Below are 22,939 nucleotides of genomic sequence, written 5' to 3'. Positions count from 1 at the left end.
AGTACTAGTTATATTCAAAAAAAGAGCTTCGATTAACGAAGCATCTGACAAAACGTACGTGCCGATTGTTCTATAATCCCAACATCACGGGCAGTTCCCGCTAGGATTAGTGAACCTTCCAGTGCTGCAATAAACAACAACGCAGCTGGTCCTGGTTCAATTTCTTTGCGAAATTCACCACGATCCAAACCTTGCTGAAACAACTTCTCCACCATCGGTCTAAGCTCACGAAAAAATCTCGATATGCTTTCCTTCACTTGGGGTGCACTGTCTGGTGTCTGCATATATAACGTAACAAAAGGACAGCTCCCTTCGTAATTTCGGCCCTCAATACCTGCCGAAAGCAATGCCATAAATGAGTAGATACGCTCCTCCACTCCTCGCTCACGCTGACTGAGCAGCAGATACAGCTCCGACTCATACTGGGCAATCCAGTATTGTACCACGGCCTGGAGCAGTTCCTCCTTGTTTTTAAAATGATAATAAATATTTGACTTGGATACCCCACTCACTCGCACGACTTCATCCATGCTGACGTAGCTGTACCCCTGACGCAGAAATAATTGTGCCGCCACTTCAACTGCCTTGGTCCGGTTCACCGGATTGGAACTCTTGGATTTGGCAGGTCCCGTGTTCATTTTTGGATTTGTCATATTTAGAACTATATAGTACTAGTTAAATAAAAACAAGTTTTTCTGTTAACAAAAGATGATCTCTTACTCCAACTACTCCATACTTGTCCACATTTAGAGTGTTATACACACAGGATATCCACATATAGTATTAACTCTGTGTTAAATACGTCATGAGATCGTTAAACTGCTTTCGGGTTATCCACATTTCAGGGATATTCCCATCTATCATTTTTCCAGCGAGTACTTTTTGACTCCTTGGAAAAACAAAAACAGGCCAACCAGAATAAAATTTCTGGTTGGCCTGTTTCAATTAACTTCTATATCCGATAGACTAACTTTTCTATCCAAAAATTTCTGAACAGTTTTCGGTAACCTGTGGATATCGTCCATGATCCGGATTATTTTTTCAGACTATCCCAGTTCTGTTGCAATGCGTCGAGCAATCCGGCTTTATCCGATTTGCCTGCAACGTAAGCCTGAATGGTGCTGCCATACTCTTGTGGAACCCCTTCAGGGAAACGGTTGAAGTTCCAGCTGAGTGTTTTATTTTCCTGGCTATACTTCATAATCTCTGTTGCTAGGTCACCCAGATCCTCTTCCGATGCCGTGATGGAACTGAACGCCGGGATGAATTTGAATTCTTTTGTCATGTATTGTTTCCCGATATCCGAAGTTACGAGCCACTCCAAAAACTCTTTTGCTTCCGGTTTCACTTGAGAGTTCTTGTTCACAACCCAATAGTTTGGCACACCGACAAACAATTTGTCATTTGGTTCATTGTTAATTGGCATTGGCAGGATACCCAGATTCAGATCTGGATCGATTCCATCGATCTGTACTTGAGTCCAGTTCCCTTGCTGCATCATCGCCGCTTCTCCACTCGCAAACAACGTAACTTGCGTATTGTAGTCGGTTGTCAGCGGGTTTTTGTTGCTGTATTTCAGCGTTAAGTCGAGCAAGTTGATCCAGTCGGCGAACACTTGGTTGCCAGGAATCTTCTCCGTACTTTCGTTGAGTCCCTGGATGAATTTCACCGGATCTGCCTGATTTGCAAATGCGACGTTTACGTTATGATTGCCCAGCACCCACCACTCCTGATATCCGTTCGAGAAAGGCGTAATCCCTGCGGCTTGAAGTTTCTGTGCAGCTTGATCCAATTGTTCCAATGTCGTTGGAATTTCGGTAATACCTGCTTTTTGGAAGAGGTCTTTGTTATAAATGAAACCATAACCCTCCAGCGCGAGCGGCTGTCCGTAGAGCTTGCCGTCTTTGGTCATTGGCTCTTTGGCTACTTCGAGTGCATCCTTGGCCCATGATTCTCCAGACAGATCTTCCAGATATTCAAGCCATGTATCCAATTCACGATAACCACCAACGTTGAAAATGTCTGGTTGTTCGCCAGCGGCAAACTTGGCTTTTAATGCAGCACCGTAGTCACTGCCGCCGCCTACAGTTTGAATGTCCAGTTTGACGCCTGGATGGGAGGATTCATATTCCGCTTTAAGACGATTGAGCGCTTCCGCAATCTCGACTTTGAATTGGAAGATTTTAATGGTTTTATCCCCGGCAGCAGCCTCGCCGCCACCTTGAGCATCCGTGTTGACCGGACTGCCACTCTTGTCCCCATTGCCACAACCCGCGAGCATTACCGAAAAAGCAATCAGCATAAGCAACGTCAACTTCGTCATTCTTTTCATACATACACTCTCCCTATAGTAGTTTCAGTATAACAGTTCCACTAAAGCATATTTACACTGGCACTCCGATGACAGAATAACCTTCCCTTGAAACGTGTTTTCATTCTAACGAACCGAGCGCACGTTATCCGCTCCTATTTGCGCAAATCTTCAGCCTAACAAATCATAGCGACGCTATTTCGTTGTTTTGGTCGAATTTCAAGGCTCTGACGCCGTTTTGTACCCGAATAATAACGTTGCTGAGATTCGTTACAATTTGTATTCCTTGATTATCCACCTATTAAGATGTGGTGGATTCGTTAGCGCTTTGAACAGGGAGCATACCATCACTCTGTAGAAGAAGTTCCTGGCTATACAAGCTTCTTTCTTGGTCTTTTCTCTTTATCGGTCTTTTCTCTTCCCTAGGAGTCATGCCCAAGCCATGCGGGCATGACCCCCTTTACATACCTCCATGCGAGGTGGGAGCAAAGGGATCAGGATGCGATGTAGGAGCGGAGCGTTCGCCTTTGATACTCGGTGGCTTCCTTGCCCTAATACATTCAGGCCACCGAGGAGCAACAGCGACCGAAAGCGCAACTTGAGCCCGGTAGCGACCTGCCCTCACACTCCCCGCTTGAGCCCTCCAGCGCCCCTTCCCTCGCACACTCCCTTCTACCTCACCGATCTGATCTTTAAATCTTTTACTTGGTCTTTTCTCTTTATTGCTCTTTTCTCATTATCGATGCTTTCTCTTCCCTAGGAGTCATGCCCAAGCTATGCGGGCATGACTCCCTTTGCACACCTCCATGCGAGGTGGGAGCAAAGGGATCAAGGATGCGTTGCAGGAGCGGAGCGTTCGCCTTTGATACTCGGTGGCTTCCTTGCCCTAATACATCCAGGCCACCGAGGAGCAACAGCGACCGAAAGCGCAACTTGAGCCCGGTAGCGACCTGCACTCGCACTCACCCTTTAACTGATCCAGCGGTAATCCCTTGAATGATATACTTCTGCATCAGCAGGAAGAAGATAATGATCGGCATAATGCCCAGTACAAGTGCCGGCAAGGCTAGATCCCATTGCTTCGTATATTGACCGAAGAGCGCAAAGGTCGCAATCGGGATCGTACGCAGGTTGGAGCTTTGCAGGATCAGGGATGGGAGCAGATAATCATTCCAGATCCAGAGTGTGTTCAAAATGATGACGGTTACATACATCGGTTTCATGAGTGGAAATACGATCCGGAAGAACACCCCGTAGACCGAGCTTCCATCCACACGAGCCGCCTCCTCAATCTCCAGTGGGACGGATTTTACAAACCCGTGGAACAGGAAGACAGACATCGGTGCCCCGAAACCGAGATAACAGATGATGAGTCCGCCAAGGCTATCGATCAGCCCGAGATTACTAGTTACAGTAACGAGTGGAATCATGATAGACTGGAACGGAATCACCATAGCGGCAATGAACATGCCGAACAAAATCCGGTTGAACCGGGTATCACTGCGGACCATTCGATACGCGGCCATGGAACTGATCAGCACAAGCAACAGATTGCTGACTACCGTAACGATAAGCGAGTTCATCAGCGCCGACGGGAAGTTAATTTTCTCCCAAGCGTTCGCATAGTTGCCCCACTGAAATACTTCCGGCCATGCAGCCGAATTGGTAAGTAGATCACCGAATGTTTTGACCGAATTCACAAACAGGAAGTAAAACGGAACCAGGAATAAAAGTCCAAGGAGTACCATGACAATCTCGGTTACAATGGTACTGAAGCGGTAATTTTTCGTCGTCTCCATTAGGCTTCTACCTCCTTGCTCTTCGTCAGACGTACCTGAATCATGGTGATGATGGCAACGATTACGAAGAACACGAGCGCCTTGGCGGTTCCGATGCCATATCTGTTATTCACAAAGGCTTCATTGTAAATATTGAGTGCAACCGACTCTGTTGATCCGAATGGTCCACCTTTGGTCAGTGACAGATTGAGATCGAACATTTTGAACGACCAAGAGATCGCCAAGAACAGACAGATCGTTACACCCGGCATAATGAGCGGAAGAATGATGCTCCGCAGTACCTGCCAGCGACTTGCGCCATCAATCTCGGCAGCTTCCAGCAGATCAGGGGATACATTCGTCAGAGATGAGATGTAGATGACCATCAGATATCCTGCGGTCTGCCATACAAACACAATCACGATTCCCCAGAAGGCGGTCGGTTCATCTCCCAGCCAAGGAAGGTTGAAGAAGGACCATCCTGTTACATCGCCTACTGCTGAAAACCCTTTCACAAATATGAACTGCCAGATAAAGCCGAGCAACAACCCACCGATCACGTTCGGCATAAAAAAGATCGTACGCAGAATGTTTCTCGTCTTGAGCGGTTTGGTCAGGAAATACGCCAGGAAAAAGCCAATCACATTGGTCAGTACCACACCAACCACGGTGAAGCGCACCGTAAACCAAAACGCCGTTTGGAACTTGGGATCATTCGCAAAAACATGCACGAAGTTGTCAAACCCTACCCAATTAATGTTCTCGGATACCCCGTTCCAATCCGTGAAGGAATACACCATGCCAAGCAGGAAAGGGACCACGATGATGAGAATAAAAAACACGATGGAGGGACCCACGAACACAAGCTGCTGTAACAGCTGTGAAGATTTGCGATGCTTCATATCGTTCTCCCCTTCTATAGATGGATGAAATTGGTCTCTTTTTCTATTAAACCCCATTATCGCCGAGGGAAACACCGACCCTTGTGAACAGTTGGGGGTAAAATATTGTCCTCTCTTAACCTGCAACCAGAAGGGGTGTTCCGATGTCCAAATACTACAGTATACGCACCAAATTGATTGCCTTTATGCTCATTGCTACCACCCTTCCGCTGCTCGCATCGATCAGCATGACGTTTATCCAGACCAAAACGGCCCTACGGGAACAGGCCGTGGAAGAGAACAAACGCCTGATCTATCAAGCTTCCACCAATCTCAATAACTATGTGGATAACGTGGCCAGAGCGTCGCTCGCTGTGTATAACGACCCGAACTTTTTGCGTAACTTGGCAAAAATTCCTGGGGATTATCGTGCGGTTGCCGAGGTGTACACCACTTTGCAGACCATCCGCGCGGCTGTGCCGGATGTATTCCAGCTGTATTTGCACTCTTTTGCCGCCAATCAATCCACCTTGATTACAAATCCCTTTCCGAAGCGGGAGGAACGCAAACAGGCCTATTCCGGCTCGCTCCATGGAAAAACAGGCGGTGATATCCCGGATATCTGGGTGGAATCGGCCCATATGAGTCACACTTACGGATTCAAGGCAGCCTCCCCCGATGACCCTGAAAGAACGGTCATTACCCTGCATCGGGTGATCAAGGATATTCCGTCCACCGAGCGCCTGGGTGTACTCGCCATTGATCTGAATATGAATACCATTGCAGCAATCTGTGGCAGGCTGTATGATCCGGCTAAGGAACAAATCTATGTTGTGGATGGTCAGAATCAGATCATTTACCAAGGACGTTCCGAGGTCAATCATACGGATGCACTACGAGAGGAAACGGCTAGTGAACTGAATATCGCGCGATCTAGCGCAGGTACAGCCCAGAATGTCGCAGGACATTTTGAACAGGATCGTTCCATGTATGTATACCAGCAACTTGGCAGCACGTACGCTGACTGGACCATCGTCAAACAGATTCCGAATGAGACGTTATATGCCAGAGCCACCACACTTACGCGGAATAACGCGATGATTGCCATCGCAGCACTTGTATTAGTCATTATTGCAACCTTGTTTATCTCCATCCGAATCACCGGTCCGCTCAAGCAACTCATGCGGTATATGAACCAGATTCAAGCCGGGCGTCTGCATGTGGATATCCATCTATCCAGTCGCGATGAATTCGGGGTGCTCGCTCGTCATTTCCGGGATATGATGGATACGGTAAATAATCTTATTTTGCGGGAATATCGACTCGAAATCGCCAATAAGACAAATCAGCTCAAAGCGTTGCAAGCGCAGATTCATCCGCATTTTCTATATAACACACTGCAATCGATCGGTACACTTGCCCTTCAACAGCAGGGACAACGGGCGTATATACTACTCTCTAGCCTGTCCAAAATGCTGCGCTACAGCATGCGGGATCAGACCCGCGTGACCTTACGCGAAGAGGCCGAGCATGCCCGATTATATCTGGAACTGCAGCAGGAGCGGTTCGGTGACCGCCTTGAGGTGGATTTGGATTTTGCCGAAGATACCCTGTCTGTCGAAATGCCAAGAATGACGTTACAACCTTTAATTGAAAACTATTTCAAACATGGAGCAGATATTCAGCCAGGCAAAGGTCACATATCCCTATCCAGCCGCCGGATCAACGATCATTGGATTGAAATAGAACTGATTAATAACGGCCCCTCCATACCTGAAGATAAATTACTGGAGATCCGCGGATGGCTGCATCAAAGTCATACAACAACCGGGTTATCCACACAAGAATCCGACGAGTCTGAATCCATCGGTCTACGAAATGTAATACGCCGACTTCAATTGAACTCACATCCCGGTCACTCAGCCAGGCTTGAGATCAGTAATCGGGAACCCAATGGTGTGAAGATCACGGTTAAACTATACGCGGGAGAGTGAACAACATGAAGGCACTGCTTGTAGATGATGAAAAACATGTCCGCGATGCCATAAGGTTGCTTGGTCATTGGGAAGAGTTTGGCATTGATACATTACTTGAAGCAGCAGACGGGGATGAAGCCATCGCCGCCATCACGGTACATCAACCTCAAATCATACTCAGTGACATGCGTATGCCAGGCAAGGACGGTATGGCATTGCTTGAATGGATATCGACTCATGCCCCACACAGCAAGGTGCTGGTTATCAGCGGATATGATGATTTTGAACTCGTGAGGCATGCAATCAGGCATGGTGGCATGGACTACCTCCTGAAACCTGTGGAAGCAGATGAGCTGAATGCATCTCTATTAAAGGCCGTTACAGCTTGGGAAGAGGAAGACGCCATTCGGATACAATCCACCAGGCAATCCATTGTCGTTAATCGAATGCGCCCCCACTACCAGGATCGTCTGCTCACCGAACTTGCCGTCGGCAGAGGCAGCAGCCCATCACACATGCAGCGATTGCAGGATGAGTTAAATCTCCCCTGTCTAATCCCTGTCTGTAGTGTCGCTGTCACCAGCCTGTCCCATCTGGATGCAGATTGTCTGGCAAAATACCGCAGTCAACCAGATCTGCTTGTGTTCTCGGTGCTCAATATCTGTGCCGAGATGTTATCCACACCAGACGAAGGCGTAATGTTTCGTCAGTTGGATCAACCGGACGAGATTGTTCTGCTACATTGGGGTTCATCCACTTCATTGGAACATATTCTGGACAAGGTCAATCATGGATTGGAGCAGACAATTCAGCGCAGGCTTCATTTTGGCATCTCCACCTGTGAGTCCTACCCTGGCGGAATCTCAGCGGCCTATCTGGAAGCAAGTTCAAGGTTGTGGCGACGTAATGCTGTGCAGATTAAACAGCGAATCCATGCCTCAGTGGAATCATCAAATGGGAATAAAATCAGGCGTTTAACCGCCCATGAAGAACCCCTGCGTATGGCAGCCATGAGCTGCCGGGCTTCCAGTGTATCTGCTGCGGTCGCCGAGTGGCTTGACCCGATTACTGATCTTGGGGTTGTCAGTGCTGAGCAGATCCAGCAATGGATCGATGAGCTGGAATGGATGCTGAGCCGCTGGCTTGATGATACGGCAGGTTCGTCATTCAAAGAGGAAGAAGTGACGGAGGAACAGTCTATTCCCTTTGCCGAGTTACCTTTGGACGCTGAAGGACTGTTATCCTTCCCCCTGCTTCGTTCATTATTGGAACAACGACTGCTTGCCGCAGGAAAGGCGCTCACCGCTCATCACCACGCCAATCCTGATCCCATGAGTGAGATTGCACGTTATATGGACGCCCATTATCAGGAGGACCTGTCCTTGCAGCAGATTGCCGCGCGTTTCTACCTGAGCCGGGAGTATATCTCCCGCAAATTCAAACAGCAATTTGGTCTGAACTGGTCGGAATATCTGGGCAAACTGCGAATCAATAACGCCAAGCTGTTATTGCAAAACCCTTCCCTGCGAGTTGCCAAAATCTCGGAGATGGTTGGATTCCAGGATGAAAAGTATTTCAGCAAAGTGTTCAAAAAAATGGAGGGCATCACGCCAGCGGAATATCGTAAAACATTATTGGAGGCTTGAATGTAATACCTTGAACTAAACTAAAAGGACTCCTCACGGGAGTCCTTATTTCTACTTACTAAACCTGAATAACAGCATCGCTCAAGATGATTTTTTAGCTCTTTCTTTTCTAAGATAAGATACAATCCGAAAGATTATTACAAGTAAGAATATAGCCATAATTACGTAAGGGAAGTTGCTCTCCGTCTTCTGAGCTTGTATAGGGAAAATAATGAGGATGAACAGTAATAAAGCAATATCCAAGTAGAACATCACTTTCCTATAAATAGCGATATCCACACCACCTTTTATTTACCAAAAATGGTTTTATTAATTGTAATATATCATAACATAGATACGTCCTAGTCCGCTCACCGATCCCGCAAAATCACCGCAGGTACAAGTCGAATGTAGATTAGCTCCCCTGCAAGCTCCACCATCGTCTGTGTAACGATGACTGCCGCAGCTATGGTTGCCCATTCTGGTGGGAGTGCCAGTGCTAGCGGCAGAACAACCAGCGAATTCCGTGTGGCTGAACTGAAAATTAACGCCCGCCCTGCACCCGGATTCAATCGAAATCCAGTAGCAATGATCCGAGATATCCAAGGCATAATGATCAGAAAAGCAATGTAGATCGGGATCACGTTTACGATGATCACCATATCATTGTAGACTTTGCCAATCTGAGATGCGACAACCACGATCAGCGCAAGTGCCATCATAGGAACCGGGAGCCATGCCGTCGCATTTATGACCCGCTCCCCGCTCGCTTTACCTCTTGAGAGAACTTGTGTAACAACAGCGAGCAGCAGTGGAATAACGATCAGGAACAGAAAAGCCTCTACAAACGGCCCTACCTGCATGAACTGCGCTACCTCAGTACCCATCAATAGCCATAAATAAAACGGCAACAGGATCATTTGTATGACAAATAAAAGAGGTGTAGCGGCGAGCATCAGTTTTTCATTGCCCCTGCCGAGTTGTGTGAACACAATGACGTAATCAATACAGGGTGTTAACAGTACCAGATAGACTCCGATCAGAACGCCTGGTGATTGCGGAAAGACCAGTGTAAGCAACCAAACAACTACAGGTACAACGATAAAATTAGCCACCAGTAGCGCCCCCATAAATCGAAGATTCGACCAGGACTCTTTTAACTGTAAAAAGGGAATCTGTACGAACATGCTATATAACAGCATGGCCAGTATCGGAGACACGGTGTAGCCCAAAATATCCCCCCATGCCGGATTACTCAGCCCTATCGCTGCTCCTACGAACAGTGCAACTACATAGAACCAAGTCTGCTGTTTCTCCATCGTTTCTCTTGTGAGCATTCTCTGCCTCCTCTTCCAGTGGGACATCGTGGGCATGGACATATTTCTGTTTGGTTTCGCGTACATTGGGACAGAGTACTGTTCCAACGTAGCGGCAGAGCACAAAATCTGCAAGATCAACTTGTGAATTTTTTGCGGCTGTTATTAGAATGTGCAAGAACTGGGTATATTCATTGTAGACTGACCCGTGGTTCATTCATTCGTTAAACCAAGGAGGAAACACAATGTCACGTAACAATCCGTACAAGTGGTTAAACGCCATTGGTTTTATCGCTGTAATTATCGTGAACTACCTCTCCAACGCTCTGCCGATCGGGGGCAAGACCAATAAAGAAGTATCGGATATGTATCCTGTGCTACTCACACCTTCCGGCTATGCCTTCTCTATATGGGGTTTGATTTACTTGCTGTTAGCAGGGTTCGTGATCTATCAGTTCGTGCCCGCTTCCTGGAAAAGGGACTCGATTACCCGTCTCGGGTATTGGTTCCTGGCAAGCTGCGCTTTCAACGTAGCCTGGATTTTTGCTTTTCAAAACTTGCAGACCGGTCTCGCTTTACTGATTATTGTACTGCTTCTGTTGTCTCTGATCATGCTGTATGTAAAAACACGTACCATTACTGTGCCAACCACTGCTGAGATCTGGCTTGTGAAGCTGCCATTCAGCATTTATCTTGGATGGATTAGCGTGGCAACCATTGTCAATGCAGCGGTGCTGTTATATAAAATAGGCTGGGATGGTTTTGGTATCAGCGAACCAACCTGGACGATCATTATGCTGATTGTGGGTATGGTGCTGGCTGTACTCGTTAGCTTCCGTTATCGCGATAGCATATACCCACTTGTATTCACATGGGCGTATATCGCCATTGCACTTAAACAAAAGGATGTCACTTCCGTATATTATACGGCAATCATCATTGCGATCGTACTGGCCATCTATGCGGTATGGCTGTTCTTCGCCCGGAATCAGGATCGCGATTGAGCAAATCCCATCATATATATCGCTTAAATATAACGCAAAAATGCAAAAAGCCGATCCTGGTCATTCGACCTGAAATCGGCTTTTTATGTATACCTTAGCGAATGAAGGTTGTCCTATTTCAGGGCAATAACTTCAATCTCCACCAGTGCATCTTTTGGCAAACGAGCAACTTCCACTGCACTGCGTGCAGGATACGGCTGTTCGAAGAACGTGCTATACACTTCATTCACAGGAACGAAGTCGTTCATGTCTTTCAGGAACACCGTCGTTTTCACGATTTTATCCATACTTGTGCCTGCTGCTTCAAGGATAGCCTTTACATTGCTCAAGGACAGACGTGTCTGCTCCTGTACATCTGCGCCGAACTCTCCCGTTTGAGGATTCAGGCCAAGTTGCCCGGAAGTGTAGATGAAATCGCCTGCATCAACGGCTTGACTGTATGGACCAATGGCGCCTGGCGCCTGATCGGTAGAGATTGGTTTTTTCATGGACGAGTTCTCCTTCATGTTCGTTATCCTGCTGCCGCATGGAGTCAGGGTTCGAACTCATTTTTGTTGCCTATTATACCACGATCTACCTCAAGCGAGAAACGCTCCTCACCAGCCACATGAAGTAAACAGCTAGTTCAAAGGTTTCTTAGCCCCCGTCCACACCAAGGACATGAATGACATCATTCGGATACACATGGTTTCCCTTGGCTTGCACCATCGCAATATTGGTCATGGCCTGTGCAATGGTTGCGGCGTGGACCGCCCGGTATTTGTCCGCTCTGCCTTTCATCCAGCGATCCAGAAACTTCATGGCATAGGTAGCCATCTGCTCACCAAACCGCTTCTCGTTTCGATCTCCCAGGATTAAGGACGGGCGGAAGATATGCAATGACTGAAAACCGATATTGGACAATGCATCCTCCATTTCCCCCTTGGTCCGACTGTAAAAGACCCGGGAATCTGCACTCGCTCCCATGGAGGAGATCACCATCATCTGTGATACACCTGTTGCTTCGCAATAGTAGCTGCACGAACCGGGTAATGATAATCCACCTGACGAAAATTGTCCTGACTGCCTGCTTTTTTGATCGTTGTACCCAAACAACAATACAGGTCATCGATTCCATCGAATAAGTGGTCTTGGCTCTCCAGCTGTTCCCAGTCCACCACATGCTGTTCCAGTTTGGGATGTTGCAGCTCAAGCGGACGTCTAACCAGAACCCGAACCAGGCTGTATGCCGAGTGCTCCAGCAGATTATGAACCAGTAATTCGCCTACAAGCCCCGTGGCTCCAATCACCATGGCTTTCCGTTCGAGACGATTCAAATACATCCCTCCACTTCGCCATCTTTATATTAAGTTATGCGATATCATTACTATTTTAACAGTACACGACGTCCAAGGGTAAATGTCAGAATCAGCATCACGACACCAACCCCCACCTGAAATCCATAGGCTGAGATCCAGGCCAGCGCATCCGACCAAGTCTCCATCTTTTCATACAACCAACCGCCCAACAGCGGCCCAAGAAATGAAGTTACTCCGGTCAGAGCCGAATACACCGCGACAAACATCGGTCTTTCACTTTTGGGTGTGTCTCCGATGGTAAAGTTAAATGCCAGCTGATTGAATCCACCTACACCAATCCCAAGGAAGATATGCGATAGAAATAGCGCGATCAATACAGGCATGAACGACATTAAACCCCACGACAGACAGGAGAGTGCAATGACTGGCAATGTCCAGAAAAGGAGGGTTTTGTTGCTGAATCTGGCATTCAGATTGCCCCAGACATAGAAACCGGCCATCATAACCAGCGTCTGGACTACCGTGATCAGGGATACCGTCTGATAATTAATATTCAATAGATCCAACATAACATAGGAATAGAGCGGAACAATCAAGGTCTGGATCAATAACCAGACAGCCAGGAACAGCGTTGCTTTCAGGAAAGAACGATCCTGGAACGGCTTGATGAACATGCGCCAGAAAACCTTTTCGGTAGAACGTTCAAAGGGAACGTCCGGATAGAAAAAATAGATGACTGTATTGGCAATGGCACAGATCCACACCGGAATAAACAGGATTAGAAAACCCATTTCTCCGGGGTAACGGTCCAAAACAATACCGCCTGCAAATAAGCATACGCTTCCAAGAGCATTCAGAATCGTATTTCGAATTCCAAAATAACGCCCTCTCACCTTGGCAGGTACGATGTCGCCAATCAGTGAAGTCCAGATCATACCGCCGATGGTATTTGATATAAAAGCAACCGTATACACGCCAATATATACACTTACCCACCACTCTTTGGGGAATATAAACGGAATCAGTCCCGTTGCACTCCACAAAATACGATGTGTGCCCACGAACAGCAGCAGCATGCGTTTACGGCTGCGAATACGCTGCATCCAGTAAGCTGCTCCGATCTGGGCAATGTTCACAAATGTTGTAATCGCGAGCACAAAGCCGATATGTCTCGACCCGGCCCCAAGGTACAGCAGAAATCCGGTTAAAAACGGGCCGCCCAGCAAGGTCTGTAAAATAATTGCCGGTACACCCTCCCATGTTGCAATCGATAAATTCGTGCGTTGTGTCGAACCCTTGCGCCGTGGTTTGCTTGCTAACGGGGGAGGGTTAACGTTGACCGTCTTCTGTATGGGGATACACTCCTTAGACCGGGTCTCAAAAGCCGGTCGATGCTAGTTGTCATCCCAAATTCTACTCACGGCGCGAAGGTTGTCAACTCATTTTTTCACGGTCCAACGGAAGATAGAGATGGAAGGTGCTTCCTTTACCTTCAGTGCTCTCCAGTTCAATCGATCCCCCCAGTAATCTCGCTAAATCCCGACTGATCGACAGGCCTAGTCCGGTACCGCCAAATTTTCGACTAATCGACCCGTCAGCCTGCTGAAATGCTTCAAATATGGAATGATGCTTGTCCTCAGCAATGCCAATGCCTGTGTCCTGAACAGAGAAAATAAGCCATCGATTCTGAATACCTGCATTCTTAATCTGCTTGGTGCTTACGGTCAGTGTGACCTTCCCCCGGTGCGTGAACTTGACGGCATTGGACATCAGATTCCGCAAAATCTGTTGAACCCGCTGGGGATCAGACCAGAGCGTCTCGGGCAGTCCCTGTTTTTTGTCCAGAACCAACTGAATACCTTTTTTCTCGGCAACGAGCTGAAAGTGGCTCATGGCATCTTCTGTAAGTTGTGCGACACTGATATCCTCCAGTACAATATCCAGCCGCCCCGCTTCTACTTTGGAGAGATCCAGAATATCGTTAATGAGCGTGAGCAGTTCCTGCCCGGAGTGGTCGATCATATTGGCAAAACGTACAATATCCTCCTGATCCATCGTGTCCGCATTCTCGCTGATCATCTGGGCAAAGTTAATGACACTGTTCAGTGGTGTACGCAGTTCATGGGACATATTGGCGAGAAATTCGGATTTGTACTGTGAGGCAATCATCAATTGTTTCGCTCGATCCTCCAGTACAATCTGGGCTTTCTGTAACTCTTCCTTTTGCACAGATAAAAGCCGGTTTGTACTCTGGATCAGCAAAATTCGATTCTGTTCATTCTGAAAATCACGTAAAATAAATGCAAAAATAAGGCTCAGCAAAATGCCTGTAGGGAGTGTATAAGGCATAATATGTGAAAAGAAGTATGTAGCCGGGATTACACCAACGATAGCAATGTTTACACTATTGACCACATTGACGATAACTGTAACAAGGATTCCTTTAATAATCAGCCTGTAGTTGCTGCGTCTCATCCATATATTCAGACCTGCACATATCACGCCCAAAATAGACATGTTAAGTACTGCCGCCAATGTAGCATCCGTGATGCCAAAAGTCAGCCGCGACAGCCCAATTCCAATACCCACGATGATTACGCTATAGGGTTGTCTATACGTTAGAACGGCAACAATTAAAGGAACATATCGAAGGTCAAAGACCACTTCATCGGTGAGTTGAAACCCAAAAACCGTACTGATCCAACCTGCAAAAATAAGGACAAGTACGGAACTGATCTGCTTCACTCGGGAAGAAGTACGTATTACGACATATTTATAGAACACACTAGCAAGATATGCAATGGTAATAAGCATCCCCATATTCAATACGAACATTTTTGAAAATTGCATTCACTCACTCCTGTTGTACCGACTTTACTGGCCAAATTGCCTTCGTCCGTATCTGTCTCTATCATATCATGCCCATTGAAACTTCCGCATTCCTTCTTCGTCAAAAAAATAAACAAAAATACACAAATCAGGATTCAATTTGTGCGCTGGTCGTAGTAGAATATATTGTTGTTTAAATTTAAACTACTATATAGATTAAACTAAAGAATAATTACACTTGCTACTCCGATGACAGAACAACATTCTGATCGCTGTTATCCCCAGATTTTTTCGATTCCCTTTTCTGAAAGGGAAAATCCGTGGATAAAGGCGAAGCGTATGCTTCCGATGCAGCTTTCTTTCAGAAAGCTTTAGCTCCGCTTCTTCAGGTTATTTCTGTCCTCTCCGTTCTCGTGTAAATGAAAGTATAGTGCAACTTATATAGTTATTTGCTGGGGTCATGTTCGTCGGAACATGAATGAAAGGAGAAAGATGTTGTGCAATTGTTAAAAAGCAAATCCTATTGGCTGTCATTGAGTTTAATGCTGTCTTTGGCCGTCATGGGGCTGTTCTATGATATTCTTAATAGTCCGGAACGCGGGTTCGTAGTTCTTGATTCACCGCTCGACCGGATCATTCCCTACGTGCCTGGCATGTCCATTCCATATTTGGGCTGGTACCCGTTTGTATTCGGTGTGCTCGCTTACCTATGTGCCAAGGATCGCCTGACGTATTACCGTGTCTTGTTATCCATGAATATCTGTGTCTGGATCTGTTATCTGATCTACTTCAACTTTCAGACCATGGTACCGCGCCCGGAACTGACGGGTACAGGCCTGGGAGCATCTGTTCTCGGATGGCTCTATAGCCAGGATCGTCCTTATAATTGTTTTCCAAGTATTCATTCTCTTCACTCTTATCTGGTTATGCGCGCTGTTCTCTCGGTTCCAAGCATCCGCAAACCCATCAAGATTTTGGTGGCCGCCGGGGCAGCAACCATTATCGTATCCACGCTAATGATCAAACAACATGTGATCTATGACGCCTTGGGTGCAGTCATACTCGGCGAATGCGTTCTCACCATCATAACAGGCCTCGCTCTACACCGGAGACGCAGAAAAGAATCGAAGTGGACAGAGGGGATCAACTGATCCCTCACTTCGACGGTTTCTGAAGATGCTGTTGTCGTCTCCATTCATCAATAAACAAACCTGCAAAATAGGGGTCCCATTGGGTCCCTTTTCCTTCTTCCAAAATCGTTAGCGCTTTCTCGTGACTCATCCCATTCCGATATGGTCGATCAGACGTCATGGCATCAAAGGCATCCGCTACCGCAATGATGCGGCCAAAAAGGGGAATATCATCACCAGCCATCCCATCCGGGTATCCTTTGCCATCATATCTCTCATGGTGAGATCGTACACCTGGCAGAAAGTCGGCCATGGCATCAATAGGCTCTATCTGCAACAAAATACTCTCTCCCTGCACGGGATGTGTGCGAATAATCGCGAATTCCTCATCGCTTAGTTTTCCATCCTTCAGCAGTACCTCATCAGGTATGCCGATTTTCCCGATATCATGAAGCAGGGCTGATTTGTACAATAAATCCGCCTGTTCCTCATTCATTCCGCTCAGCTTGCCAATCATCAGCGAATACTCTGCCACACGCATGGAATGTCCTGCCGTGTACTTATCTCGGGCGTCTAAAGCAGCAGCCAGTGTAGAAAAATAACTTTGCAACAGCTGTCGATTGCGTTCCTGTCTCATCTCCAGCCGATTAATCATCATATTAAAGCCGGAGATCAGTGCCGAAAACTCATCCGCATATAGATCCGGAGCTCGTCTGCCAAGATCTCCCCCCTGAATTCGGTTCATCTCATGCGTCAGTTCAGCAACTGGATCACGAACATCACGAATCAACAGCCAGCTTCCCACCAGCGCAAACCCCGCGCCCAGAACAACGATGAGAATTCCCCACAGTATGTACTCTTTCGCAAATTCACTGTCCATATACTGAAGTCTGATATATGTAGCCAGGAAAAATAGAAAAAGAGGAAATAAGCCAATCAGTGCCGTACTTAGCTGAAATTTACGCTGGATCGATACCAGGATGCGCCCTCCCAGTGAAGGTTCCATCCCGTATTGGACTTTGCCTCGATGACGAATCTCAAGTAACAGGGGTCTAATCGCCCGCACCGTTAGGTAATATTCAATCAGCGCATGCATGATGGCAATCAGAAAGGCACACGCAGCGGCCACGACAATATACAAGTAAGGGAATTCAAGCCACCCTGTGGATATCATCCATATTGTTAATCCGGCTGCCGGAAGTGAAAAACCAAGCATGTGCGGACCCATGATCCGATATATGGTCTGTCCCGGGAAACGATGAATTTTCTCATACATGTGGTTCAGTTCGTCTCTCTCATGATGCTCGGAAGTGAAAAATTGTCTTATGGGGCCAAGCTGCACCCACAGCGTAATTAATTCAGCAACCAGCATGAACAAGAGTGAAATCAGTACAATGAAGATGAGCCGAACAAATTGAATATTGGGTATTTGCAGAGTAGATACCATAACTACTGTACCGACAACAAAAACAGCTGCCAGTGAACCGATCAGATAATTGCGTATCAGGCGAAAGATAAATGAACGGTATGCTTCCAACTGAACCCCTCACTCTCTATGTGCAACCAGTTCTCCCTTGAGACACAGGGAGATTAAGGGTATTGCCTTCTATTTGTTTATCGGTTGCTCCGACTAAAAAAATTAATAAAATCCAATGGGTGGGCACCAGAACTGGAAAACACAAAAAGGCTGCTCCACGACGGAGCAGCCTTTGCTGATATATCCTATATTTATCCTTTAATCTTGGCAGCCAGAATCATTGTACCGCGCGGCTCATCTCCCATTGCATCCGGTTCAAGCGTGATGGCAACCGTATCATAGTCGTTGGCCGAATCCAATGTGTAATATACCGCTCCCGTTCCGTCACGACTAAGGAAAGTACCCGCATTCTGAGGGGTATCTCCTTTGATCAACCAGACCTGAAAAGCCTCGTTGCCTTCCAGGTTCGGCAGGTTCTCAGCCTGCACAACCAGGTGAGTGCCTTTGCTGTCAATAACGATGGTTGCGAGACCCTGAGCTACAATGTCCTGCGTTGCAGGATTCAGCTTCACTGCCTCGCCAGTCTGCATGCCCTGTGCGGGCTTCAGAGCTGATGCCAGCTGCTCTTGCAGCTGTGCATTCTGCGCCTGTGCCTGCACCAGTTGCTCTTGTGTAGCCGACGAGCCCGCCGCTTGCTGCGTCAGCGAGTCGATCTTGCTCTGCAGCTGCGCCGTGTACACGCCCAGCAACAGTGCCGCGGCCGCAAGGCCGGCACTGGCTATGCGCCAGGCGCTGCTGCTGCGCGCACGCGCGCGCGCTTGTGGCTGCCATGGCTGTGCCTGGGCAGCCTCTTCCACCCGGGCCGCAGGCACAGCCGTTGCCGGCGGCAGGCCTGGCCCGGGCTGCGCCGCACGTTCGTGCTGCGGCGCAAGATCCTCCTGAAGCACCACAGGTGCTTCAGGCTCCGCAGGAGCAGCCGCTGGCTTCGCCTCGGCGCTCTCCTGCGCATGTCCGAGCACGTTGCCCAGCACACGTGCTCGCATGCCTTGCGGCGGTGCTACAGGTTCCGCCGCAAGTGGCAGGAAGCCAGTCACTTCCTGCAATTCCCTTACCTCCTGGCGGCAAGGTTCGCAAGTTGCCATATGCGCTTCAAACGCCGCCACTTCCTCTGCTTCCAGTCCGCCCAGCACATACATCGGTGCCAGATCAGACCACTCCTCATGTCGTTCTATCATGGATGTATGCCCTCCCTTCCCGCGTCCGGATGCAATTCAGCATCGGCCAGCAACTTTTGGAGCTGTCGCATGGCAAGCCTGACACGGCTCTTTACTGTACCCAGCGGAATCCCGAATCGGCTGGATACTTCCTGCTGGGTTAATCCCGCATAATATATCGATTCAATAACTTGTTGCTGATCACCGTTCAATTGGGACAACGCCTCTTTAATCCGGGTACCTTCCCATTTACGCTGCACTTCTTCTTCCGTGTTTGTATCTTCATCGGCATAGGCCGCCAGTGTCTCGTGTTCAACTGAAGTAGCCGCTGCCCCTTTTGATCTCCGCCTCAGCATGTCCACTGCAATGTTACGCGTAATCGCAAACATCCATGTGGTCAGCTTCCCCTGTGAGGCATCGTAACGTTCAGCATTATTCCAGACCCGCATAAAAAGTTCCTGAACGGTCTCTTCTGCCGTCATGGGATCACCAACGATCCGGTAAGCAAAAGAATACACCGCTCGCTCATAACGGTCATATAAAAGCTCCAGTGCGGAGGCATCACGTTCCGCGATCTGCCGCATTAACCTGCTGTCCTCCATCGATTCAGTCATGCGAGGGCCCCTTTCTGTTTCTTCCCTCTTATTATAACCTACGCAGAATCTTTTGAAGAGGATTACCCCTATGAAGAAATAGTTTGAAAAATTTTCTGTATCTTTTCAAAACAATCTTTCACTTTCTAACCTAAAAACAGTCCGAAAACATAGTTGCTCTGGTCGCGCTTTCCTTTTTATTGCAGAAAATTACAACCTGTGGTATACTATAAAAGTTGTATTAAACAACCTCATATGATTTCTGTCTTCTTTAAACCCCGGAATATTTTCTTCATGCTGCGACCGCAGCGAATTTTAAGCACAACTAACCTATGAAGATTGAAGAACCTGAATCACAATAACCCGGTAGTACAGAGTTTCACAAGATGTTCCCATTCACACTGGCGCGGTCATCGGAGCCGCAAGGACAAAAGAGAGGTAGGGCTTTTGTTGTTTTGGATATCACTTATTCTTGAGAAGATTGAAAACATACACAAAGCACCCGGAATTGGGTTCCGGGTGTTTATCCATGTCTACATATTCAATTTAGCAACATCTACAGACAATCGCCCCCACCATTGAGAAAAGTCTTCCTTTCACTTATCAGACTAACCAGATATATTCGGCTCTGCTTTTAAAACTTTTCCATTCTCCCACTGACTGCACTCCTGGATACTTCCTTCCTTACTTACTTCCTTACTTCCTTACTTCTCCATTTATGCAAATAAACTCGGCTTCTAAAGCAAATGTTTACGCTCACCAGACGCTAACGAATCCTGCACACCTTATATTGAGGATTTCTGTGCTATGTAAAATCTAACGAATCTCAGCCACGTTAATCCATGTCACTTCATGAATATAGGCTCCAAACATGGCCAGATTGAGGAAATAAGGTGTCTGCGATTCGTTAGACTTGTGAAATGGAAAAAATGCATGGAATAGAGGCTGTGGAGTTCGTTAAAGAAAGTACTCCCAACGCTCCTTCACTTAATTTTAATAAAAAAGGGACACCGCAGGATGAAATCCTACGCTGTCCCGCTCTGAATCATAGGTACGTTATGCCCCAACATGGAGCTCAAACTCGGAGTTTATTTAGAGCACCTATCGTAACGATCCACGATCAGCAAAGTCTCCTTGCACCCACAAATTCTTAGATAAACATCGTTTTGGAGATAATGACCAGCAAGATGAACAGTACGAGGATCGTACCCATCGAACCCCAGCTTCCGCCGCCATGACCATAGGATACTCCACAACCCTGTTGATAACCGTGCATCATTGGAGCCTGATTGGCATGGTGTCCGTATCCATAGCCATATCCCATTGGCATTGTTCCACAACCATATCCATACCCATGCATTTCATGACCTGTGTATTGGTATCCTTGCATATGCTCATAACCTCCCATATGTCCGTATACGTGTCCCTGTCCGTTCGGTGAATTCGGTTTTACTTCGCTCATTGTTCATTCCTCCTTAACATTTGCCTACACCCCTAAGCTATGTATTCAGCCTACCTCTGGACCGGGCTATCGCCCTCATTTTGACAAAATGGGCGTTTAGCCATTAGGTACCTTCCCCATTTTCCAAGCATACGCCGTCATTCCATTACTTGAACTCCACCATGCTTGTCCTCTAGAAAAAAAACCCCACCGGTTGCCCGGCAGAGCTCGTCATATTATACCCAGAATGATTTAGTGATGATTACGAGAAGAATGAACAGAACCAGGATTGCTCCAGTCGATGTCCAGCCGCCGTATCCTACGCCTTCAACTACGTTGCTCATGCAGAACCCTCCTTTACAAATATATTAGGGTCCAAGCGGTTTATTAGATCAAGAATGCTTTAGAGATGATGACCAACAAGATAAAGAGAACCAAGATCGCGCCAGTCGATGTCCATGCGCCGCCGTATCCACCTACTACTCCACTCATGTAAACCCCTCCTTTGATTTGAGGTACAGTTCACTATATGCACCAATCACACATGGGACCGGGCTCAGGTCGAAAATGGGCTGTTTTTTCCACCGACTATTCTCTAATTGCACCTACATAAAGGGTCAGTTCTTAAGTCTGAAAGTTATATTCAAATACATTTAAGTCATACTTAAATCTTACGGTTATATCCATCAAATGTATGTACTATCGTTCAAAATGGATACCAATACGGTATATTATTAGCTTCTAACTTGTTAAATACAGATAAATTACCTTTTTAGTAATTATGAATACTGAAATTTTTATTTATGTTATTATTTTACTAATAAAGTAGAAAGGAGTTTCTATGCTCACGACCTAAACTAGATTATCCAAAACGAAATGATGACCTTAGAAAAAATCCCAACCGATGGGAAGCACATTAGGAGAAATTAGACATAATGAAGAAACTTATTACGATTTTGGCATTAGCCACATTGCTTAGTGCTTGTGGTAATTCAGAAACAAACACAACAACCAATAGCCAAACGACCGAAGCATCCAAGGCAACTGAAACTGTCTCAACAGAAGCAAAAGCTACGAAATACACTACATATAGTGGAGAAGGATTTTCTTTTGCATATCCTGAATCCTGGAAAAGCGTAGATACAAGTCAAATGAATGTTCCATCCATTAAAGCTGCTTTTTCAGACCAATCTTCATCAGCCACATTTGCAGATAATATGAATCTGACGATTGAGGCCAGCTCAACCGGTTCAATCAATCCTGAAGAATACGCCAATAATATAGTGGATTATTACACACAAAACGGTTCAAGCATCGGCATTTCCGATTATAAAAAAACCAGCTACACAAACAAGCCTTATAAAGAATATAGCGCGGGTGTCTTGGAAGGAGCCTATAAACACACCTCGGGTACAGATGTTGTCCTTGTCCAATATCTGATTCCGACCAATACAGAACTCTATACCATGACGTTAACCTACGCCAAGGATACTTATAATCAGGATGAGATCAAAGATATCTTGGATTCCCTAAGCATTACTGTTCCTCTGGAGCAAACTGCAACGACTGGAAATACATCTGCCACAGCATCAGCTGCGGATTTCTTTAATGAGTTAACTCCCTACATTACAGAAGACACAGCCTTTATGGAGCAGGCATCTTATGATTTCTTTGGTAAACATAACGATGTATTCCCGGCCATTACGGCAGAACTAAGCAAAAAGGTACAGGGACTCGTTGACTCCAATGTAACGACCCGTCATCTGAATAAAAATGTAGCCAACTATTACAATACTTTCGTACAAGTTAACGGGGAAGTCATTTCCGTTGAAGAAGATAGCTCTCTCGGAGCAACTTTCTCTATCGTTCATGTCATGGATGAGAACGGAAACGATATTATAGCGTTATATCCTGCAACGACCGGAGATTTGCTTGATGGTGATTATGCCACTGTTATCGGTGCTCCAATTACCAACTTCTCTTTTGAAAATGTTGGCGGTGGTTACACCAACGCCACGTTAATTGGAGCCTCATTGGTAGTTGCAGATTAATTAAAATGTTAAATG

19 protein-coding genes and 1 pseudogene are annotated in these 22,939 nt (G+C 46.7%); 5 read left to right on the top strand and 15 right to left on the bottom strand.

What is annotated here, in order from left to right:
* Window positions 1-32: 32 nt before the first annotated feature.
* The 4 genes from NZ043_RS12325 to NZ043_RS12310 all read right to left on the bottom strand — a co-directional run bounded on the left by NZ043_RS12325 (window position 33) and on the right by NZ043_RS12310 (window position 4,991).
* Window positions 33-599: a TetR/AcrR family transcriptional regulator gene (locus tag NZ043_RS12325; protein ID WP_036607516.1), complete on the bottom strand. Its 567-nt coding sequence runs from the start codon at window positions 597-599 to the stop codon at window positions 33-35.
* Window positions 600-1,033: 434 nt separating this feature from the next.
* The gene (locus NZ043_RS12320; protein WP_036607334.1) at window positions 1,034-2,332 is read right to left on the bottom strand and encodes an ABC transporter substrate-binding protein; all 1,299 of its coding nucleotides are present in this window, start codon (window positions 2,330-2,332) and stop codon (window positions 1,034-1,036) included.
* A gap of 941 nt (window positions 2,333-3,273) precedes the next feature.
* Window positions 3,274-4,110 (bottom strand): carbohydrate ABC transporter permease, encoded by an 837-nt coding sequence (locus tag NZ043_RS12315; RefSeq protein ID WP_036607337.1) that lies wholly within the window; start codon window positions 4,108-4,110, stop codon window positions 3,274-3,276.
* Window positions 4,110-4,991: a sugar ABC transporter permease gene (locus NZ043_RS12310; protein WP_036607341.1), complete on the bottom strand. Its 882-nt coding sequence runs from the start codon at window positions 4,989-4,991 to the stop codon at window positions 4,110-4,112. Before NZ043_RS12310 ends, NZ043_RS12315 begins: the two co-directional genes overlap by 1 nt.
* A 143-nt stretch (window positions 4,992-5,134) precedes the next feature.
* On the opposite strand from NZ043_RS12310, the gene NZ043_RS12305 reads away from it, so the two are divergent.
* Window positions 5,135-6,964 (top strand): sensor histidine kinase, encoded by a 1,830-nt coding sequence (locus NZ043_RS12305; protein WP_339311987.1) that lies wholly within the window; start codon window positions 5,135-5,137, stop codon window positions 6,962-6,964.
* Window positions 6,965-6,969: 5 nt separating this feature from the next.
* A complete protein-coding gene (locus tag NZ043_RS12300; protein ID WP_339311985.1) occupies window positions 6,970-8,592 on the top strand; it encodes a response regulator in 1,623 nt (540 codons plus the stop codon).
* 350 nt (window positions 8,593-8,942) lie between these two features.
* Here the strand turns inward: NZ043_RS12300 and NZ043_RS12295 are convergent, their stop codons facing one another.
* Window positions 8,943-9,908, bottom strand: coding sequence for an arsenic resistance protein (locus NZ043_RS12295; protein WP_339311984.1), 966 nt, complete (start codon window positions 9,906-9,908; stop codon window positions 8,943-8,945).
* A gap of 224 nt (window positions 9,909-10,132) precedes the next feature.
* Between NZ043_RS12295 and NZ043_RS12290 the strand changes: the two genes are divergently transcribed.
* A complete protein-coding gene (locus tag NZ043_RS12290; protein ID WP_289391033.1) occupies window positions 10,133-10,891 on the top strand; it encodes a tryptophan-rich sensory protein in 759 nt (252 codons plus the stop codon).
* A 113-nt stretch (window positions 10,892-11,004) separates the two neighbouring features.
* On the opposite strand, the gene NZ043_RS12285 is transcribed toward NZ043_RS12290, so the two are convergent.
* From NZ043_RS12285 to NZ043_RS12270, 4 genes and pseudogenes are all read right to left on the bottom strand, one after another.
* On the bottom strand, window positions 11,005-11,379 hold the full coding sequence (locus NZ043_RS12285) for a RidA family protein (protein WP_017690870.1): 375 nt from the start codon (window positions 11,377-11,379) through the stop codon (window positions 11,005-11,007).
* A 148-nt stretch (window positions 11,380-11,527) separates the two neighbouring features.
* Window positions 11,528-12,213 (bottom strand): annotated as a pseudogene (locus NZ043_RS12280) (oxidoreductase).
* Between the two features lie 44 nt (window positions 12,214-12,257).
* Window positions 12,258-13,415 carry an MFS transporter gene (locus tag NZ043_RS12275; protein WP_197997917.1) on the bottom strand — a complete coding sequence of 386 codons (1,158 nt, stop codon included), beginning with the start codon at window positions 13,413-13,415 and terminating at the stop codon, window positions 12,258-12,260.
* Between the two features lie 208 nt (window positions 13,416-13,623).
* The gene (locus NZ043_RS12270) at window positions 13,624-15,039 is read right to left on the bottom strand and encodes an ATP-binding protein (RefSeq protein WP_091038285.1); all 1,416 of its coding nucleotides are present in this window, start codon (window positions 15,037-15,039) and stop codon (window positions 13,624-13,626) included.
* A gap of 476 nt (window positions 15,040-15,515) precedes the next feature.
* Here NZ043_RS12270 and NZ043_RS12265 point away from each other — a divergent pair, with 476 nt between their 5' ends.
* Entirely contained in the window at window positions 15,516-16,169 is a 654-nt protein-coding gene (locus tag NZ043_RS12265; RefSeq protein ID WP_083657323.1) for a phosphatase PAP2 family protein, read from the top strand.
* A 4-nt stretch (window positions 16,170-16,173) separates the two neighbouring features.
* Here the strand turns inward: NZ043_RS12265 and NZ043_RS12260 are convergent, their stop codons facing one another.
* The 6 genes from NZ043_RS12260 to NZ043_RS12235 all read right to left on the bottom strand — a co-directional run bounded on the left by NZ043_RS12260 (window position 16,174) and on the right by NZ043_RS12235 (window position 21,365).
* The gene (locus NZ043_RS12260; RefSeq protein WP_091038281.1) at window positions 16,174-17,685 is read right to left on the bottom strand and encodes an HD domain-containing phosphohydrolase; all 1,512 of its coding nucleotides are present in this window, start codon (window positions 17,683-17,685) and stop codon (window positions 16,174-16,176) included.
* 191 nt (window positions 17,686-17,876) lie between these two features.
* Entirely contained in the window at window positions 17,877-18,860 is a 984-nt protein-coding gene (locus tag NZ043_RS12255) for an anti-sigma factor (RefSeq protein ID WP_339311981.1), read from the bottom strand.
* Entirely contained in the window at window positions 18,857-19,453 is a 597-nt protein-coding gene (locus tag NZ043_RS12250; protein WP_133386883.1) for a sigma-70 family RNA polymerase sigma factor, read from the bottom strand. Before NZ043_RS12250 ends, NZ043_RS12255 begins: the two co-directional genes overlap by 4 nt.
* Window positions 19,454-20,582: 1,129 nt before the next feature.
* On the bottom strand, window positions 20,583-20,894 hold the full coding sequence (locus NZ043_RS12245) for a hypothetical protein (RefSeq protein WP_017690878.1): 312 nt from the start codon (window positions 20,892-20,894) through the stop codon (window positions 20,583-20,585).
* Window positions 20,895-21,109: 215 nt separating this feature from the next.
* Window positions 21,110-21,217, bottom strand: a complete 108-nt coding sequence (locus NZ043_RS12240) for a hypothetical protein (RefSeq protein WP_017690879.1) — start codon at window positions 21,215-21,217, stop codon at window positions 21,110-21,112.
* Between the two features lie 43 nt (window positions 21,218-21,260).
* Entirely contained in the window at window positions 21,261-21,365 is a 105-nt protein-coding gene (locus tag NZ043_RS12235; protein ID WP_017690880.1) for a hypothetical protein, read from the bottom strand.
* A gap of 443 nt (window positions 21,366-21,808) precedes the next feature.
* Between NZ043_RS12235 and NZ043_RS12230 the strand changes: the two genes are divergently transcribed.
* Window positions 21,809-22,924, top strand: coding sequence for a PsbP-related protein (locus NZ043_RS12230; RefSeq protein ID WP_133386884.1), 1,116 nt, complete (start codon window positions 21,809-21,811; stop codon window positions 22,922-22,924).
* The last annotated feature ends 15 nt before the right edge of the window (window positions 22,925-22,939 follow it).

The sequence above is a fragment of the Paenibacillus sp. FSL k6-2145 genome, assembly GCF_037976585.1.
Lineage (GTDB): Bacteria > Bacillota > Bacilli > Paenibacillales > Paenibacillaceae > Paenibacillus.
The sequence above is the reverse complement of the archived record's forward strand: the minus strand, read 5'-3'. Positions and strand labels throughout refer to the sequence as shown.

Bases quoted from the DNA above. Each gene is read 5' to 3' on its own strand.
- NZ043_RS12295 (WP_339311984.1), bottom strand. From the start codon at position 9,908: ATGCTCACAAGAGAAACGATGGAGAAACAGCAGACTTGGTTCTATGTA.
- NZ043_RS12310 (WP_036607341.1), bottom strand. From the start codon at position 4,991: ATGAAGCATCGCAAATCTTCACAGCTGTTACAGCAGCTTGTGTTCGTG.
- NZ043_RS12230 (WP_133386884.1), top strand. From the start codon at position 21,809: ATGAAGAAACTTATTACGATTTTGGCATTAGCCACATTGCTTAGTGCT.
- NZ043_RS12290 (WP_289391033.1), top strand. From the start codon at position 10,133: ATGTCACGTAACAATCCGTACAAGTGGTTAAACGCCATTGGTTTTATC.
- NZ043_RS12245 (WP_017690878.1), bottom strand. From the start codon at position 20,894: ATGAGCGAAGTAAAACCGAATTCACCGAACGGACAGGGACACGTATAC.
- NZ043_RS12250 (WP_133386883.1), bottom strand. From the start codon at position 19,453: ATGACTGAATCGATGGAGGACAGCAGGTTAATGCGGCAGATCGCGGAA.
- NZ043_RS12320 (WP_036607334.1), bottom strand. From the start codon at position 2,332: ATGAAAAGAATGACGAAGTTGACGTTGCTTATGCTGATTGCTTTTTCG.
- NZ043_RS12270 (WP_091038285.1), bottom strand. From the start codon at position 15,039: ATGCAATTTTCAAAAATGTTCGTATTGAATATGGGGATGCTTATTACC.
- NZ043_RS12255 (WP_339311981.1), bottom strand. From the start codon at position 18,860: ATGATAGAACGACATGAGGAGTGGTCTGATCTGGCACCGATGTATGTG.
- NZ043_RS12240 (WP_017690879.1), bottom strand. From the start codon at position 21,217: ATGAGCAACGTAGTTGAAGGCGTAGGATACGGCGGCTGGACATCGACT.
- NZ043_RS12315 (WP_036607337.1), bottom strand. From the start codon at position 4,110: ATGGAGACGACGAAAAATTACCGCTTCAGTACCATTGTAACCGAGATT.
- NZ043_RS12235 (WP_017690880.1), bottom strand. From the start codon at position 21,365: ATGAGTGGAGTAGTAGGTGGATACGGCGGCGCATGGACATCGACTGGC.
- NZ043_RS12300 (WP_339311985.1), top strand. From the start codon at position 6,970: ATGAAGGCACTGCTTGTAGATGATGAAAAACATGTCCGCGATGCCATA.
- NZ043_RS12285 (WP_017690870.1), bottom strand. From the start codon at position 11,379: ATGAAAAAACCAATCTCTACCGATCAGGCGCCAGGCGCCATTGGTCCA.
- NZ043_RS12305 (WP_339311987.1), top strand. From the start codon at position 5,135: ATGTCCAAATACTACAGTATACGCACCAAATTGATTGCCTTTATGCTC.